Source organism: Streptomyces sp. NPDC059255 (assembly GCF_042752355.1).
Classification (GTDB): Bacteria; Actinomycetota; Actinomycetes; order Streptomycetales; family Streptomycetaceae; genus Streptomyces.
Window position 1 is genome coordinate 81,566 of the sequence record NZ_JBHYZP010000027.1, and the last position, 14,123, is coordinate 95,688.

Below are 14,123 nucleotides of genomic sequence, written 5' to 3' on the forward strand. Positions count from 1 at the left end.
CCCCTGCCCCGGAAACCGTCCGGCAGGCGGCTCGCAGGGCGGCCCCGGCCAAGCCGCGCTTCCCGTATCCGTACCGCCGGTACCCGCCCCGTACCGCCCCATCCCTGGAGGATCACGATGACCGATCCGAGCGCCTTCATCGCCGGTCTGCCCAAGGCCGAGCTCCACGTCCACCATGTCGGCTCCGCGTCGCCGCGCATCGTCGCCGAACTCTCGTCCCGGCACCCGGATTCCACCGTACCCACCGACCCGGGTGCGCTCGTCGACTTCTTCACGTTCACCGACTTCGGCCACTTCATCGACGTCTATCTCTCCGTCGTCGATCTGATCCGGACGCCGGAGGATGTGCGGCTGCTGACCTTCGAGGTCGCCCGCGACATGGCCCGGCAGAACATCCGCTACGCCGAGCTGACGATCACACCGTTCAGTTCGACCAGCCGCGGCATCCCCGACCACGCCTTCATGGAAGCCATCGAGGACGCGCGGAAGGCCGCCGAGGCCGAGCTGGGCGTCGTACTGCGCTGGATCTTCGACATCCCCGGGGAGGCAGGGCTGAAGGCGGCCGAGGAGACCACCCGGCTCGCGGTGGACCTGCGCCCCGAGGGGCTGGTCGGCTTCGGCCTGGGCGGCCCGGAGATCGGTGTGCCCAGGCCGCAGTTCAAGCCGTACTTCGACCGGGCTATCGCGGCGGGGCTGCGCTCCGTACCACACGCCGGCGAGACGACGGGACCCGAGACCGTCTGGGACGCGCTGCGCGAACTGCGCGCCGAGCGCATCGGCCACGGCACCAGCTCCGTCCAGGATCCGGAGCTGCTCGCGCATCTCGCCGAGCACCGGATCCCGCTGGAGGTGTGCCCCACCTCCAACATCGCCACCCGCGCCGTCGCGGATCTCGAAGAGCATCCCATCAGGGCGATGGTGTCGGCGGGCGTGCTGGTGACGGTCAACAGCGACGACCCGCCCATGTTCGGCACCGACCTGAACAAGGAGTACGGAGTCGCGGCGCGGCTGCTCGGCCTGGACGAGCGCGGTATCGCGGATCTCGCGAAGAACGGGGTCGAGGCGTCGTTCCTCGATGCGGCGGGCAAGAAGCGGCTCGCCGAGGAGATCGACACGTACACCGCCCAGTGGCTCGCGCGCTGACCATGAGTGACGGCGCCATGAGTGACGGCGGCGACCGTGGCCACGATGCGGGTACGGGCCGGGGGGTCGTCGCCGTGGGTCATCGGGGCGACCCGTACCGCGAACGGGAGAACACGCTTCCCTCGGTCCGTTCCGCGCGTCAACGGGGCGCGGACGCGGTCGAGATCGACGTGCGGCTCACCCGCGACGGCGTACCCGTACTGCTGCACGATGCCACGTTGGCTCGGCTCTGGGGCCATGACCGGCGGCTGGCCGAGGTGACGTACGACGAGTTGCGCGAGCTGACGCGCGGGCAGGTACCGCCCCTGCGCGACGCGCTCCTCCCGCCCCCGGACGGTGCGGCGGAAGGCCGGCTCATGATCGATCTGCCGGGGGCCACCGCGGCATCCGTACACACGGTCGTCGGCACCGTACGAGAGTGCGGCGCCGCGGACCGTGTGTACTACTGCGCCGGTCCGGACACCATGCTCGCCGTACGCGCCGCCGACCCGCACGCCGAGATCGCGATGACATGGACGACCCTCGCACCGCCACGCCCCGCACTGCTCGCGGCGGTTCGGCCACGCTGGCTCAACTACCGCTTCGCACTGGTCAGCCGTGAGCTGGCGGACCGGAACCACCGGGACGGGCTGCTGGTCTCCGCCTGGACCGTGGACACGCGGCGCAGCATGCGCAGACTGATCGAACGCGGGGCGGATTCGATCACCACGAACCGCATCGACGTACTGTCCGGCCTGCTCCACGGAACGCCCGGCGCGCCGGAAGCCGTCCGCCGCTGAACAGGAGCGGTTCGAAGGTGTACGTACGCGCCGTGACGGCGCACGCGACGCCGTCGGCTGACGCGGCGTACGGGGCCCTCGCCGCAACGGCACCTACGCGGCGTACGGGGCCCACGCCGGGGGGCCGGCACCCCTGCGCCCCGCATCCATGGTGGAGAGGGCCAGCCGTCAGCCGTCCAGCGACGTCATCACGTGCTTGATGCGTGTGTAGTCGTCGAAGCCGTATGCCGAGAGGTCCTTGCCGTAACCCGACTTCTTGAAGCCTCCGTGCGGCATCTCCGCGACCAGCGGAATGTGCGTGTTGATCCACACGCAGCCGAAATCCAGAGCCTTCGACATCCGCATCGCCCGCGCGTGGTCCTTCGTCCACACGGACGAGGCCAGGGCGAACTCCACACCGTTGGCGTACTGCAGAGCCTGCGCCTCGTCCGTGAAGGACTGGACGGTGATGACCGGGCCGAACACCTCGTTCTGGATGATCTCGTCGTCCTGCTTGAGGCCGGAGACGACGGTCGGGGCGTAGAAGTAGCCCTTCTCACCGACCCGGTGGCCCCCCGCCTCGACCCGCGCGTGCGCCGGCAGCCGCTCGATGAAGCCGGAGACCTGCTGAAGCTGCTGGGCGTTGTTGAGCGGCCCGTAGAGCACGTCCTCGTCGTCCGGCGCGCCCGTCTTCGTGTCGGCCGCCGCTTTCGCCAGCGCCGTCACGAACTCGTCGTGGATCGACTCGTGGACGAGAACGCGCGTAGCCGCCGTACAGTCCTGCCCCGCATTGAAGTACCCCGCCACCGCGATGTCCTCGACGGCCTTCGCCAGGTCGACGTCCTCGAAGACGACGACCGGCGCCTTGCCGCCCAGTTCCAGATGGACCCGCTTGACGTCCTTGGCCGCCGACTCGGCGACCTGCATCCCGGCCCGTACGGAGCCGGTGATGGAGGCCATCGCGGGCGTCGGGTGCTCGACCATGGCGCGGCCGCTGTCGCGGTCGCCACAGATGACGTTGAAGACACCCTTGGGGACGATCGCACCGATGATCTCGGCCATCAGCACCGTCGACGCGGGGGTGGTGTCCGACGGCTTGAGCACGACGGTGTTGCCCGCGGCGAGCGCCGGCGCGAACTTCCACACGGCCATCATCATCGGGTAGTTCCACGGCGCGACCTGCGCGCAGACACCGACCGGCTCACGTCGCACGATGGAGGTGAAACCATCCATGTACTCCCCGGCCGACCGGCCTTCGAGCATGCGGGCGGCGCCCGCGAAGAAGCGGATCTGGTCCACCATCGGCGGGATCTCTTCGGTGCGGGTGAGCTCGATCGGCTTGCCCGTGTTCTCGGACTCGGCGGCGATCAGGTCCTCCGCGCGCTCCTCGAAGGCGTCCGCGATCTTCAGCAGGACCTTCTGACGCTCGGCCGGTGTGGTGTCCCGCCAGGCCGGGAAGGCGGCGGCCGCGGCCTCCATAGCCGCGTCGACGTCGGCCTTCCCCGAGAGCGGGGACGTGGCGTACGCGTCGCCCGTCGTCGGGTCGGTCACCTCGATGGTCCGCCCGTCAGCGGCGTCCCGGAACTCCCCGTTGATGTAGTTACGCAGCCGGCGCAGCTCGGTGGTCACTGCCACCCCTCCCTGTCAGATGTCCGATGGGTGAGACACCCACCCTAATCGCTCGATCGACGCTTTCAACAGACCCGACCTCCCGCAACTTCGGATTCGGTGAGATTGAACCTCTTGAACAACGAATTTCATCGATCCAGGGTTGCGATACGGACGACTCGCGGTGCACAGTGAAGCGCGTGGCCAGCCGTAGCACAGACTCCAGAAAAAACTCGAAGACGGACTCCCGGACACCCCCACAGGCACACTCCGGGCCGGAGCCCAGGACCGGGAACGGCTCCTCGCCGTCGATCGACTCCGTGTCGCTCGCGATCATCGAACAGCTTCAGCAGGACGGACGCCGCCCGTACGCCGCGATCGGCAAGGCGGTCGGCCTCTCCGAGGCGGCCGTACGCCAGCGCGTCCAGAAGCTGCTCGATCAGGGAGTGATGCAGATCGTCGCGGTCACCGACCCGCTCACCGTCGGTTTCCGGCGCCAGGCAATGGTCGGCATCAATGTCGAGGGCGACCTGGACACCGTCGCGGACGCGCTCTCGGAGATGCCGGAATGCGAGTACGTGGTGATGACCGCGGGCTCCTTCGACCTGATGGTGGAGATCGTCTGCGAGGACGACGACCACCTGCTGGAAGTGATCAACAAGCGGATCCGCGCACTCCCCGGCGTGCGCTCCACCGAGAGCTTCGTCTACCTGAAGCTGAAGAAGCAGACCTACATGTGGGGAACCCGATAGCCGTGAGCAAGGACCTCTCCAAGACCGCGTACGACCATCTGTGGATGCACTTCACCCGCATGTCGTCGTACGAGAACGCACCCGTGCCCACCATCGTGCGGGGCGAGGGCACCTACATCTACGACGACCAGGGCAAGCGCTACCTGGACGGCCTCTCGGGGCTCTTCGTGGTCAACGCCGGCCACGGCCGGCACGAACTGGCCGAGGCCGCCTACAAGCAGGGCCAGGACCTCGGCTTCTTCCCGGTGTGGTCGTACGCCCACCCGAAGGCCGTCGAACTCGCCGAGCGGCTCGCACACCACGCCCCCGGCGACCTCAACAAGGTCTTCTTCACCACCGGCGGCGGCGAGGCCGTCGAGACCGCCTGGAAGCTGGCCAAGCAGTACTTCAGGCTGACGGGCAAGCCGTCCAAGTACAAGGTCATCTCGCGCGCCGTCGCCTACCACGGCACGCCGCAGGGGGCACTGTCCATCACCGGACTGCCCGCCCTGAAGGCACCGTTCGAGCCGCTCGTCCCGGGCGCGCACAAGGTCGCGAACACCAACATCTACCGCGCCCCGCTGTACGGGGACGATCCGGCGGCGTTCGGACGCTGGGCGGCCGACCAGATCGAGCAGGAGATCCTCTTCGAGGGGCCCGAGACGGTCGCGGCGGTCTTCCTGGAGCCGGTGCAGAACGCGGGTGGCTGCTTCCCCCCGCCGCCCGGCTACTTCCAGCGGGTCCGCGAGATCTGTGACCGGTACGACGTCCTGCTCGTCTCCGACGAGGTCATCTGTGCCTTCGGCCGGCTCGGCACGATGTTCGCCTGCGACAAGTTCGACTACATACCCGACATGATCACCTGCGCCAAGGGGATGACGTCGGGCTACTCCCCGATCGGCGCCTGCATCGTCTCCGACCGGCTCGCCGAGCCGTTCTACCAGGGCGACAACACGTTCCTGCACGGCTACACGTTCGGCGGTCACCCGGTCTCGGCGGCGGTCGGCCTCGCCAACCTCGACATCTTCGAGCGGGAGGGCCTCAACCAGCATGTGCTCGACAACGAGGGCGCGTTCTTCGACACATTGAAGAAGCTCCACGACCTGCCCATTGTGGGCGACGTCCGCGGCAACGGCTTCTTCTACGGCATCGAACTGGTGAAGGACAAGGCCACGAAGGAGACGTTCACGGACGAGGAGACGGAGCGTGTCCTGTACGGCTTCCTCTCCAAGAAGCTGTACGACAGCGGGCTGTACTGCCGCGCCGACGACCGGGGCGACCCCGTGGTGCAGCTCGCGCCGCCACTGATCTCCGACCAGTCCACGTTCGACGAGATCGAGGGCATCCTCCGGTCCGTGCTGACGGAGGCGTGGACGAAGCTCTGAGCGGACGGTACGGGGCCTGCCCGGAGCATGAGGAATCCGGAGGCCCTGTCCGCCGTGCTCGCCCTGTCCGCCGTGCTCGCTCCGTACGGCGCCGCACAACCCGTACGGCGCCGAACAAGCAGCCGGGTGTGCCCCCTTTCGGGTGAGATAGGGCGGCACCTGGGCCTGTGCTGTCCGCACTCCCCGCTCCGAAAACCTAGCGTGCCCCATGACCGATCGTCGCCGTCCTCGTTCCGCCGGACGACGGATGGCAGGGAAGCGCCGAGGCGCACCCACATCCGATCAGAACACGAGGTGTACGCCATGGTGGCCCCGCCGGACAACGACGTGCTCTGGGCGCGTTCCCTGAACTACTCCCACAACGGATCACCCGCCCTCGACGGGGTCTCGCTCGGCGTGCGCGAGGGTGAGATCCTCGCCGTGAACGGTCCGCGCGGCAGCGGCAAGACGACGCTGCTCCAGTGCCTGTCGGGGCAGCTGGTCCCGCAGGAGGGCGAGGTCTGGTTCAACAGCTCGCCGGTGCACACCATGAGCCCGGTGCTGCGGGAACGGCTGCGCCGCGACCGCTTCGGCTGGATCGGCCCCGAGCCGGCGCTCGTTCCCGAACTGACCTCGTGGGAGAACGCGGCCCTGCCCCTGCTGATGCGCGGTACGCCGCACCGTGCCGCCAAGACCGCCGCGCTGGAGTGGCTGGAGCGCCTCGACGTCGGCGCCTGCGCCCGCAAGCGTCCGTACGCCCTCTTCCGGGCGCAGCAGCAGCGCGTCGCCGTCGCGCGTGCCCTGGTCACCGAGCCCTCGGTGGTCTTCGCCGACGAACCGACCGCGCCGCTGCACCGTACGGACCGGGCACAGGTGCTCCGCACGCTGACCACTGCGGCGCGTTCGCACCAGATCACCGTTGTCCTCGCCACTCTGGACGCGGAGATCGCGACGGTCGCCGACCGCACGGTCACCCTGATCGACGGACGGCGCGACAACTCGCCGCGGTCGTCCGAGGCGGAAGGCCGGGCGGCGTGCTCGCTCTCCGTCTAGGCCGCGGCACGCACCCCGTCGTCCTGTTCCGGCGGCTGCTGGTCGTCGCGGCCTCGGCGGGTGTCGGCTTCCTGTTGCTGTGCACACTCGGCTGGGCGATGGGCCACCCGGCGGGGTCGCCGATCCGGCTGGTCTGGTGTCTGATCCCGCTCGCGGCGGCGGTGCAGTTGGCCGTGGCGGTGGCGCGCGCCGAGCCACGCACCCGCGCGCGGTCGGGACTGTCGGCGGTGGGCCTCGGCCCGGCGCGGCTCACGGTACTGGCGGCGACGTCCACAGCGATCTCCTGCACGCTGGGCAGTTCGGTGGCGCTGCTGTTCTTCCTGCATCTGCGCGGCGATCTGACGGGCATGCCCTTCGACGGCGAAGCGGCGGAACTGCTGGCAGCGGGGCGGCCGCTGCCGCTCGGCGCGGTGTTCACCCTGCTGGGGGCCACTCCGGTCGTGGCGGTCGTGGCGACAGCTCTCGCGCTACGGCGCCGCGGATACGTCGAGGCGAAGGCCGCGGGGGCCGTACGGGCCGCTCCGAGAGTCCGGGTGGGGGCAAGCGTCGGCGTCGGCGTCGGTGCCTCCCCCGTGGCCGTCTCCGTCTCGGACACACCGGACGTGGATGGTGTCTCAGCCGCCGCGGACGGCTCCGTAGCGGTGCTCACGTCCCCGTCCACCTCCACGACCTCCCCTGCGCCTGCGCCTGCTTCCACGTCGGCGCCAGTGTCCGTACCGGCGCCCATGGCGGTGCCCCCGCTCGTCATCGCGCCATATCCCGTGACCGCGCCGAGCGGACTGCCCTGGGGCGTCGCGCTCACGGCGGTCGGCCTCGCGGTCGAGACATACGCGAGCCAGGCCGGAGGCGGCTCCGCGCTGCCACTGCCCGGCCAGTTCGACGGCAGCCCCGCCGCGGTCCTGGCAGGCTGGTCGCTGACCGCCGTCGGCCTGGCGCTGGCAGGTCCAGGCGTGATGTACCTCTGCGGCTGGCTGCTCCAGGCCATGCGCCCCGGCGCGCTCCGGCTGCTCGCGGGTCGGACCCTGATGGCGGAGTCCCGAAGTATCGGCCGCCCACTGGGCGTGCTGTGCGCCGTGCTGTCGGGTACGTTCGCCGCGGCGTCCCTGTACGGCCCTGCCGACGCGCGCCCCTTCGGCCCGCTCACCGCTCTCGGCGCGACCCTTGTCATCGGCTGTACGGCGGCCACTGTGCTGATCGCGGCCTTGGAAGCCCGGCAGGCGCGGACATCTGTTACCGAAAACCTCCGCCTCGTAGGTACGCCGGCCTCACTGCTGCGCACCGCGGTGGTGGTGAGGACGGCCGCAGTGGTCGCGGTCTTCACGCCCTTGACCTGGGCCGTGGCGGCGCTCGCCGCGATTCCGCTGTCCAGATAGTCCAGTAGGCGCAAGGCCGACGGGCAGGCCGGGCCACGGGGCACGGGCTGGCAGGGGGAAGTGGGCGGCGCGAGAGAAGTGGGCGGGGCAGGCATCTCACGCGTGCCCCGGCGGCAAGGGAGGCGCCCTTGCCGCCGGGCCCGGTCCGCGGGCGCGCGGCCGCCCACCGCGGCGTACGGTGCGGCCGAGCACCCCGCGACGCCGCCCCGTACGGCGCGCACGGACCCCACGTTGCGTCCGCGATCCCGCCCCGTCGCACCGCACCGTCTCGCTGGGCTCGCCTCGGCAGCCGTCTCACCGACATCCCGGACCGGGCTCGGAGGGATCCCCTATCGTGAGCCCATGTCGAACGACGAGCAGCGCACCGCGTACCGCCAGGACCGCGAGATTGAGTCCCTCGACGAGTTCGACCGCACCGTGCAGTCCGCGGGGACGCTCCGCGGATACCGTGTGCAGTCCGTCGATCTGACGGCTCGTACGCCGGAGCTTCTCCGTACCGATACCACCGATGCCGTTTTCCTCGGCTGCCCGATGGAGCCCGACGCCGCGGAGAAGGTGCGCGCCGACGGTGCCATGGTCTTCCCGCCCGTGCCCAACCTGCCGTTCGATCCCTATCGGGGGTTCCTGTACTCGCCCGACCAGCTCTTCGAGGGCCTGACGGAGGGCGGGTACGAGGCTACGCCCGACGCCCGTGCCTACGCCTGGTTCCAGCGGACGAAGGCCGACGGCGACATATTCGCGTCCATGCTGCGCTCGCTGCACGACGACGCGATCTCGGACGCCCTGGACGAACTGGTCGCCGGCGCGCGCGTCGTCGGCGTCATGGGAGGCCACGCCATGGCACGGGGCACCGCCGCGTACGCCGGCGCGGCGCGCTTGGGCCGCGCCCTCACCCGTACGGGACTGACCGTGGCCACCGGTGGCGGCCCCGGCGCCATGGAGGCCGCGAACCTCGGCGCGTACGCCGCCTCGCACCCGGACGAGATGCTGGACAAGGCTCTCGAAGTGCTCTCCGAGGTGCCGTCGTTCGCTCCCTCCGTCTCGGCGTGGGCACGGGCCGCCTTCGACGTCAGGGCGCGCTGGCCTGAGGGCGAGGACTCTATCGGTATCCCCACCTGGTTCTACGGACACGAGCCGCCCAACGCCTTCGCGGGCCACATCGCGAAGTACTTCGCCAACGCGACCCGTGAGGACGGCCTGCTGGCCCGTTCCAACGCGGGTGTCGTGTTTCTGCCCGGCGCGGCGGGCACCGTCCAGGAGATCTTCGACAACGCGACGCCGAACTACTACGAGTCGCGCGGCGAACCGACCCCGATGGTCCTGGTCGACCGCGCCCACTGGACCGAGCGGTTCCCGACGTGGCCGCTGCTCCAAGCACTGGCGAAGGAACGCCCGATGGAGGCTCGGATCGCGCTCGTCGACTCGGTGGACGAGGCCCCCGCAGCGCTCGCCAGGCTCTCCGCGAGCTGAGGGCAGGGCGCCGCCGGATCACTCCAGGAAGGCGGCAAGCCGCTCGTACGAACGATCCCAGTCCCACTCCGTACGAACCCAGTCGCGACCCTGCCGTCCCATCTCACGGGCGGTTTCGCGGTCACGGAGCAGTCGTACGAGCCGGTCGGCCACTTCGCCGACACGACGGCCGTCCACGACGTGTCCCGTCTCGCCGTCGCGCACCGCGTCAGGCGCGCCGCCCGAGTCGCCGGCCAGCACCGGCAGTCCCGCCGCCGCGGCCTCCAGGTAGACGATGCCCAGGCCCTCGACTTCCAGGCCGCCCTTTCGTGTGCGGCAGGGCATGGCGAAGACATCGGCCGCGGCGTAGAAGCGCGGCATCGCACCGTGGGGGTGCCCACCGGCGAAAACGACATGGTCCTGCACTCGCTCCGCCGCCGCGGTACGGCGCAGCGCGCGCTCGTAGGGGCCCGACCCGACCAGCAGCAGTTGGGTCCCCGGCACTGCTGCGCGCACGCGGGGCAGTGCCTGAATCAGTGCGTCCTGGCCCTTGCGTGCGACGAGCCGCGCGGCGCACAGCACCACGGGCCGGCCGCCCAGCCCGTACCTCTCCCGGAGAGCGTCGCGCTCCCCCGCAGCGGCGCCGGGGTGGAAGGCGGTGGCGTCCACGCCCGGTACGAGGCGCTCCAGCCGGGCCGTTCGCTCGGTTGCCGGGATCTTCTGGGCTCCAGGGCGAGGCATCCCTCGAAAGCGGCTGTGACCGAGCGCCGCGGCAATCGGCTCGCGAGTGCTCGGGCCCAGATACGTCAGGGTGTCGACGCTCACGCCGATGCGCCGCAACAACCCTCGCGCGCCCGGTGTGCGTGCCCACCACACCTCGTGGCCGTGAGTTGTGGCAACCAATCGCCGTATCCCCGCCTCGCGCCGCAGCCGCTGCGCCATCAGCCCCAAGGGCGCGGCGGCACCGAACCACACGCGATCGCAGTCGTACCGCCGAGCGAGCCGTACGGCGCGGGACGTGGCGCGCGGCGTCGGGAGCAGCATTCCTGCACGGTCACGGACGACGGGATAGGGCAGTGCGGCGTCGAACGCGGTCCCTCCAGGCTCGGACGAGGTGAACACCACCACTTCGTCCGTGGGACAGCGGTCCGTCATCGCTTGGACGAAGGTTTCGATGCCGCCCTGCCGGGGCGGAAAGTCGTTGGTGATGACGAGCGTACGGGGCATGAGAACCCATTCCTTTGTGGAGCGCGGCGTGCAGAACGGGGCCCGGGAAACAGGCCAGCAGCACCAGTGGATGGACGAGATAGCCGAACCGGGTCGCCGGCATGAACGCGATGGCGAGAGTGAGCCCCAGCGCGAGGCGTCCGGCCGCCGCGTCGACGGTGCGCGGTGGGCGCGTCACCAGCGACACGGCGAGCAGAGCGGCACTGATCGCGAGCAGCACCGTGGCGACGACGGCGCCGCCCGGCGCGTGATCGGCCAGCAGCCGGCCTGGAAACGGTGTGGCGGCGGGCGACGCGGTGGCGGTGAGACCCAGAGGGAAGGAGACGACGTTCCGGAGGAGCCCGTCGCCGTCGACGAGCGCGACGGGAGCGACAAGGGCCCCGCAGACCGCGAGTGCCAGGCCCCCGCAGGTCAGTGCGCGGCGTCGGCCGTCCTGTACGGTGAGCAGGGCGACGGCCACGGGCAGCGCGGGCCAGGCGGTCCACTTGAGCGCGGCAGCCGCCCCGAGGACCAACCCTGCGCGGCCCGCCCGGCCTGACCGGCGAGTGCCAGGCCCAGGCACATCAGTCCGGTGACCGGCAGATCGGCGCTGCCGACGGCCAGAGGCAGCGCCACCAGGGGGCAGGCGGCGATGGCAACCACCATCGGCCCGCGGCGTACGGCGCGGCTCAGAGCCGCGAGAAAGGCGGCCCCGAGCCACCAGCGGACATCCCCCGGGAGGGCACCCAACAGGGCCATGCCGGGCAGATACGGGTTGTAGTCGGCGAGTTCGCGGGGCTCCGGCACGTACGGGTTACCAGTGGCCGTCAGCAGTTCCCCGGAGCGCCGCACGACGTCGGCTTCCAACTGGGCTCGGTCCGTGGCGACAAGGAGGAGAAGCGGCAGTGCCACCGCCCCGGTCGCCGCTACGACGGCGGGTGATATCCGCGCGGCCGGCCGCCCGGCGACCAGCGCGGCTGCCCCGTATCCGAGCGCAGCGGTGATGCCCCACGTCCGGTGCGGCGCGGGACCGGAAACCATGCCGAAGATCAGCGCCACCACGCCGCACGCCGCCAGGACCCGCACGCCGGGACGCACGCCCCGTACGCCGCGACGTACACGCGCCGCGAGATCCGATCGCGTCGCCGTCGGCCCGGCCGTCGTCTCCTCGCCGGTCATACTCTCTGCCCCCTCTCCCACTGTGATCAGGAGGCTAGGAGGGACCGGGCCGAGGTACGTCAACCGTGGCTCCGGTCCTGGAGGTCAATCCGTGGCACGAGGCGCGTGCGGCGTATCAACCCGTGCTCCGACGCGCCGTACCGCCCCGTGCCGAAGAATCGGCGGCATGAGCGACCATCTCCGGATCCCGAATGTCACGGGAGAACCGCCGGCCGCAGGGTCCCGGCGGGCGGGTCTGCGCCGTACGGTGGACTCCGCCGCCTATCCCTGGGTCACCGGCGCCGCGTTGACGGGATGCGCGGCGGTGGAGCTGTGGGTGCTGCCCAACGGTCCGACGGTCTCGACAGGGACGACGATCTCCGCAGGGGTGCTGGTCTCCACTGCGACCCTCATGTGGCGCCGGGCACTGCCCGCGGTGGCGATCGTGACCGTGGCGTCGACTCTGATCAGCTTTGCCGCGAGCGCCCATTCCAATGTCCCTTACACGACGTTGGCGGCTTTCCTGATTGGCTGCTACACCCTCGGCCGGCAACGGGTCCAGCACCCCGCGCTGATCGTCGGGGGCGGAGCGCTGGCGGGCCTCGCGGTCAATCTGGTCCATATCCGCGCCTGGCAGAGCACCGCCCCCGATGTCATCCCGGCGGTGCGGTCCGACGGCCCGCTCTCCGCCGCGCTCGCCTCCGGTCTCTCTCCCGGTCTGTTCGCCGAGACCTTTGTGGTGACGGCGATGATCCTGGGGGCCGTCAGCGCCGGGGACGCGGTACGCGCCAGGGAGGAGACCCGGCGCGAACGGACCTTCGCGCACGAGCGGCTGATCGCGATGGAACGCCGCCGCGCCGCGGAGGCCGAGCGCGCGGCGATCGCCCGTGAACTGCACGACGTGGTCTCCCACTCGGTCTCGATGATCGCGGTGCAGGCGGAGAGCGCCTCATACACCACACCGGGGCTCTCTCCCCAAGCCCGTACCGCTTTCCAGGACATCGCCGGGACGGCACGCACCTCGATGGCGGAACTGCGCCGGCTGCTCGGTGTGCTGCGTACCCGTCCCGAGGAACAGGCGGCGACCGCCCCGCAGCCGACACTCGACCGGCTGGACGAACTGCTGGAGCAGCACCGTGCGGTGGGCGGCGAGGCAGACCTGCGTGTCACCGGCGAGCGGGGACACGCCGCTGAACGGGGCGGCCTGCCGGCCTCCTGGGAGTTGTCGGCGTACCGCATCGTGCAGGAGGCACTGACCAACGCGCGGCGGCACGCGCCCGGCGCCCGTACCCTGGTCGAAATCGGGTATCTCGCCGACCGGCTGTCGATCCGGGTCAGCGATGACGGCCCTGGTCCCGCGGCGGGCGGTTCCCGGGGGCACGGCCTGGTGGGGATGGAGGAGCGCGCCGCGCTGCTGGGCGGGCGGCTCACGGCCGGGCCAGGGCCTGACGGCGGCTTTCTCGTGGAGGCGGAACTCCCTTGGTGATCAGAGCGATCGTGGCGGATGACCAGGCGGTCGTACGGACCGGATTCGTCAATCTGTTGGCCACGCAGGGCGACATCTCCGTCGTGGGCGAGGCCGCGGACGGCGTGGAAGCGGTGCGTGTCGCCGCCGAGCGCCGGCCCGACCTGGCACTGCTCGACATCCGGATGCCACGCAAGAACGGCATCGAAGCGGCCCGGGAGATCCTCTCCGCCTCCGGCGGCGCGACGAAGGTCCTCATGCTGACCACGTTCGACCTCGACGAGTACGTGTACGACGCGCTGGCCGCCGGGGCAGGAGGTTTCCTCCTCAAGGACGCAACGTTTCCCGAACTGCTGCATGCCGTACGGATCGTGGCGCGGGGGGACGCGCTGCTCGCTCCGGAGGTCACCAAACGGCTGATAGCGGAGTTCGCACGCCAGCGGCCCCCTGTTCTGCCGGTACGCACGCTGGACGGGCTGACGGCGCGTGAGGCCGAGGTCCTCGTGCTGATCGCCCGCGGTCTGTCCAACGCCGAGATCGCCGGACGGCTCACCATCTCGGATCACACGGTCAAAACACATATCAACCGGCTGTTCGCGAAGATGCGGCTGCGAGACCGGGCTCAGGCGGTGATCCTGGCGTACGAACTCGGCCTGGTGCGGGCGGGCACGTCCGCCGCTCCACCCACGGTGCGTCGGCCTGGGCTGTGAAGTGGTCGACACCGCGGACACGCGGCAGAGGCCGACAGGCTCCAAGGGCTCCATTCGCCGCTCGCCAAAGGGCTGGCCGCGGAGGGCTCTTGAACACCTGGTACG

The 14,123-nt window shown here is 70.6% G+C and carries 13 protein-coding genes; 10 read left to right on the plus strand and 3 right to left on the minus strand.

What is annotated here, in order from left to right; translation table 11 throughout:
- The first annotated feature begins 117 nt into the window (after nucleotides 1–117).
- Nucleotides 118–1,143 carry an adenosine deaminase gene (locus tag ACFXKG_RS27445; protein ID WP_384844455.1) on the plus strand — a complete coding sequence of 342 codons (1,026 nt, stop codon included), beginning with the start codon at nucleotides 118–120 and terminating at the stop codon, nucleotides 1,141–1,143.
- A gap of 17 nt (nucleotides 1,144–1,160) precedes the next feature.
- Nucleotides 1,161–1,922 carry a glycerophosphodiester phosphodiesterase gene (locus ACFXKG_RS27450; protein ID WP_384844458.1) on the plus strand — a complete coding sequence of 254 codons (762 nt, stop codon included), beginning with the start codon at nucleotides 1,161–1,163 and terminating at the stop codon, nucleotides 1,920–1,922.
- Nucleotides 1,923–2,090: 168 nt separating this feature from the next.
- On the opposite strand, the gene ACFXKG_RS27455 is transcribed toward ACFXKG_RS27450, so the two are convergent.
- Nucleotides 2,091–3,530 carry a gamma-aminobutyraldehyde dehydrogenase gene (locus tag ACFXKG_RS27455; protein ID WP_384844461.1) on the minus strand — a complete coding sequence of 480 codons (1,440 nt, stop codon included), beginning with the start codon at nucleotides 3,528–3,530 and terminating at the stop codon, nucleotides 2,091–2,093.
- A gap of 179 nt (nucleotides 3,531–3,709) precedes the next feature.
- Here ACFXKG_RS27455 and ACFXKG_RS27460 point away from each other — a divergent pair, with 179 nt between their 5' ends.
- The 5 genes from ACFXKG_RS27460 (at nucleotide 3,710) to ACFXKG_RS27480 (ending at nucleotide 9,500) form a co-directional block, all read left to right on the plus strand.
- Nucleotides 3,710–4,261 (plus strand): Lrp/AsnC family transcriptional regulator, encoded by a 552-nt coding sequence (locus ACFXKG_RS27460; protein ID WP_384844464.1) that lies wholly within the window; start codon nucleotides 3,710–3,712, stop codon nucleotides 4,259–4,261.
- Nucleotides 4,246–5,625 carry an aspartate aminotransferase family protein gene (locus ACFXKG_RS27465; protein WP_384844467.1) on the plus strand — a complete coding sequence of 460 codons (1,380 nt, stop codon included), beginning with the start codon at nucleotides 4,246–4,248 and terminating at the stop codon, nucleotides 5,623–5,625. The genes ACFXKG_RS27460 and ACFXKG_RS27465 overlap by 16 nt, the downstream gene beginning before the upstream one ends.
- A 303-nt stretch (nucleotides 5,626–5,928) precedes the next feature.
- A complete protein-coding gene (locus ACFXKG_RS27470) occupies nucleotides 5,929–6,657 on the plus strand; it encodes an ABC transporter ATP-binding protein (protein ID WP_384844470.1) in 729 nt (242 codons plus the stop codon).
- A complete protein-coding gene (locus ACFXKG_RS27475) occupies nucleotides 6,639–8,030 on the plus strand; it encodes a hypothetical protein (RefSeq protein ID WP_384844473.1) in 1,392 nt (463 codons plus the stop codon). The genes ACFXKG_RS27470 and ACFXKG_RS27475 overlap by 19 nt, the downstream gene beginning before the upstream one ends.
- Before the next feature lie 342 nt (nucleotides 8,031–8,372).
- Nucleotides 8,373–9,500, plus strand: a complete 1,128-nt coding sequence (locus ACFXKG_RS27480) for an LOG family protein (RefSeq protein WP_384844476.1) — start codon at nucleotides 8,373–8,375, stop codon at nucleotides 9,498–9,500.
- Between the two features lie 18 nt (nucleotides 9,501–9,518).
- On the opposite strand, the gene ACFXKG_RS27485 is transcribed toward ACFXKG_RS27480, so the two are convergent.
- Nucleotides 9,519–10,706 (minus strand): glycosyltransferase family 4 protein, encoded by a 1,188-nt coding sequence (locus ACFXKG_RS27485; protein WP_384844480.1) that lies wholly within the window; start codon nucleotides 10,704–10,706, stop codon nucleotides 9,519–9,521.
- A 119-nt stretch (nucleotides 10,707–10,825) separates the two neighbouring features.
- Between ACFXKG_RS27485 and ACFXKG_RS27490 the strand changes: the two genes are divergently transcribed.
- Nucleotides 10,826–10,957 carry a hypothetical protein gene (locus ACFXKG_RS27490; protein WP_384844483.1) on the plus strand — a complete coding sequence of 44 codons (132 nt, stop codon included), beginning with the start codon at nucleotides 10,826–10,828 and terminating at the stop codon, nucleotides 10,955–10,957.
- A gap of 160 nt (nucleotides 10,958–11,117) precedes the next feature.
- Here the strand turns inward: ACFXKG_RS27490 and ACFXKG_RS27495 are convergent, their stop codons facing one another.
- Entirely contained in the window at nucleotides 11,118–11,864 is a 747-nt protein-coding gene (locus ACFXKG_RS27495) for a hypothetical protein (RefSeq protein ID WP_384844486.1), read from the minus strand.
- Between the two features lie 166 nt (nucleotides 11,865–12,030).
- Here ACFXKG_RS27495 and ACFXKG_RS27500 point away from each other — a divergent pair, with 166 nt between their 5' ends.
- Nucleotides 12,031–13,329 (plus strand): histidine kinase, encoded by a 1,299-nt coding sequence (locus ACFXKG_RS27500; RefSeq protein ID WP_384844489.1) that lies wholly within the window; start codon nucleotides 12,031–12,033, stop codon nucleotides 13,327–13,329.
- Nucleotides 13,323–14,018: a response regulator gene (locus ACFXKG_RS27505; protein WP_384844492.1), complete on the plus strand. Its 696-nt coding sequence runs from the start codon at nucleotides 13,323–13,325 to the stop codon at nucleotides 14,016–14,018. The genes ACFXKG_RS27500 and ACFXKG_RS27505 overlap by 7 nt, the downstream gene beginning before the upstream one ends.
- Nucleotides 14,019–14,123: the final 105 nt, after the last annotated feature.

Bases quoted from the DNA above. Each gene is read 5' to 3' on its own strand.
- ACFXKG_RS27445 (WP_384844455.1), top strand. From the start codon at position 118: ATGACCGATCCGAGCGCCTTCATCGCCGGTCTGCCCAAGGCCGAGCTC.
- ACFXKG_RS27450 (WP_384844458.1), top strand. From the start codon at position 1,161: ATGAGTGACGGCGGCGACCGTGGCCACGATGCGGGTACGGGCCGGGGG.
- ACFXKG_RS27470 (WP_384844470.1), top strand. From the start codon at position 5,929: ATGGTGGCCCCGCCGGACAACGACGTGCTCTGGGCGCGTTCCCTGAAC.
- ACFXKG_RS27480 (WP_384844476.1), top strand. From the start codon at position 8,373: ATGTCGAACGACGAGCAGCGCACCGCGTACCGCCAGGACCGCGAGATT.
- ACFXKG_RS27485 (WP_384844480.1), bottom strand. From the start codon at position 10,706: ATGCCCCGTACGCTCGTCATCACCAACGACTTTCCGCCCCGGCAGGGC.
- ACFXKG_RS27495 (WP_384844486.1), bottom strand. From the start codon at position 11,864: ATGACCGGCGAGGAGACGACGGCCGGGCCGACGGCGACGCGATCGGAT.
- ACFXKG_RS27500 (WP_384844489.1), top strand. From the start codon at position 12,031: ATGAGCGACCATCTCCGGATCCCGAATGTCACGGGAGAACCGCCGGCC.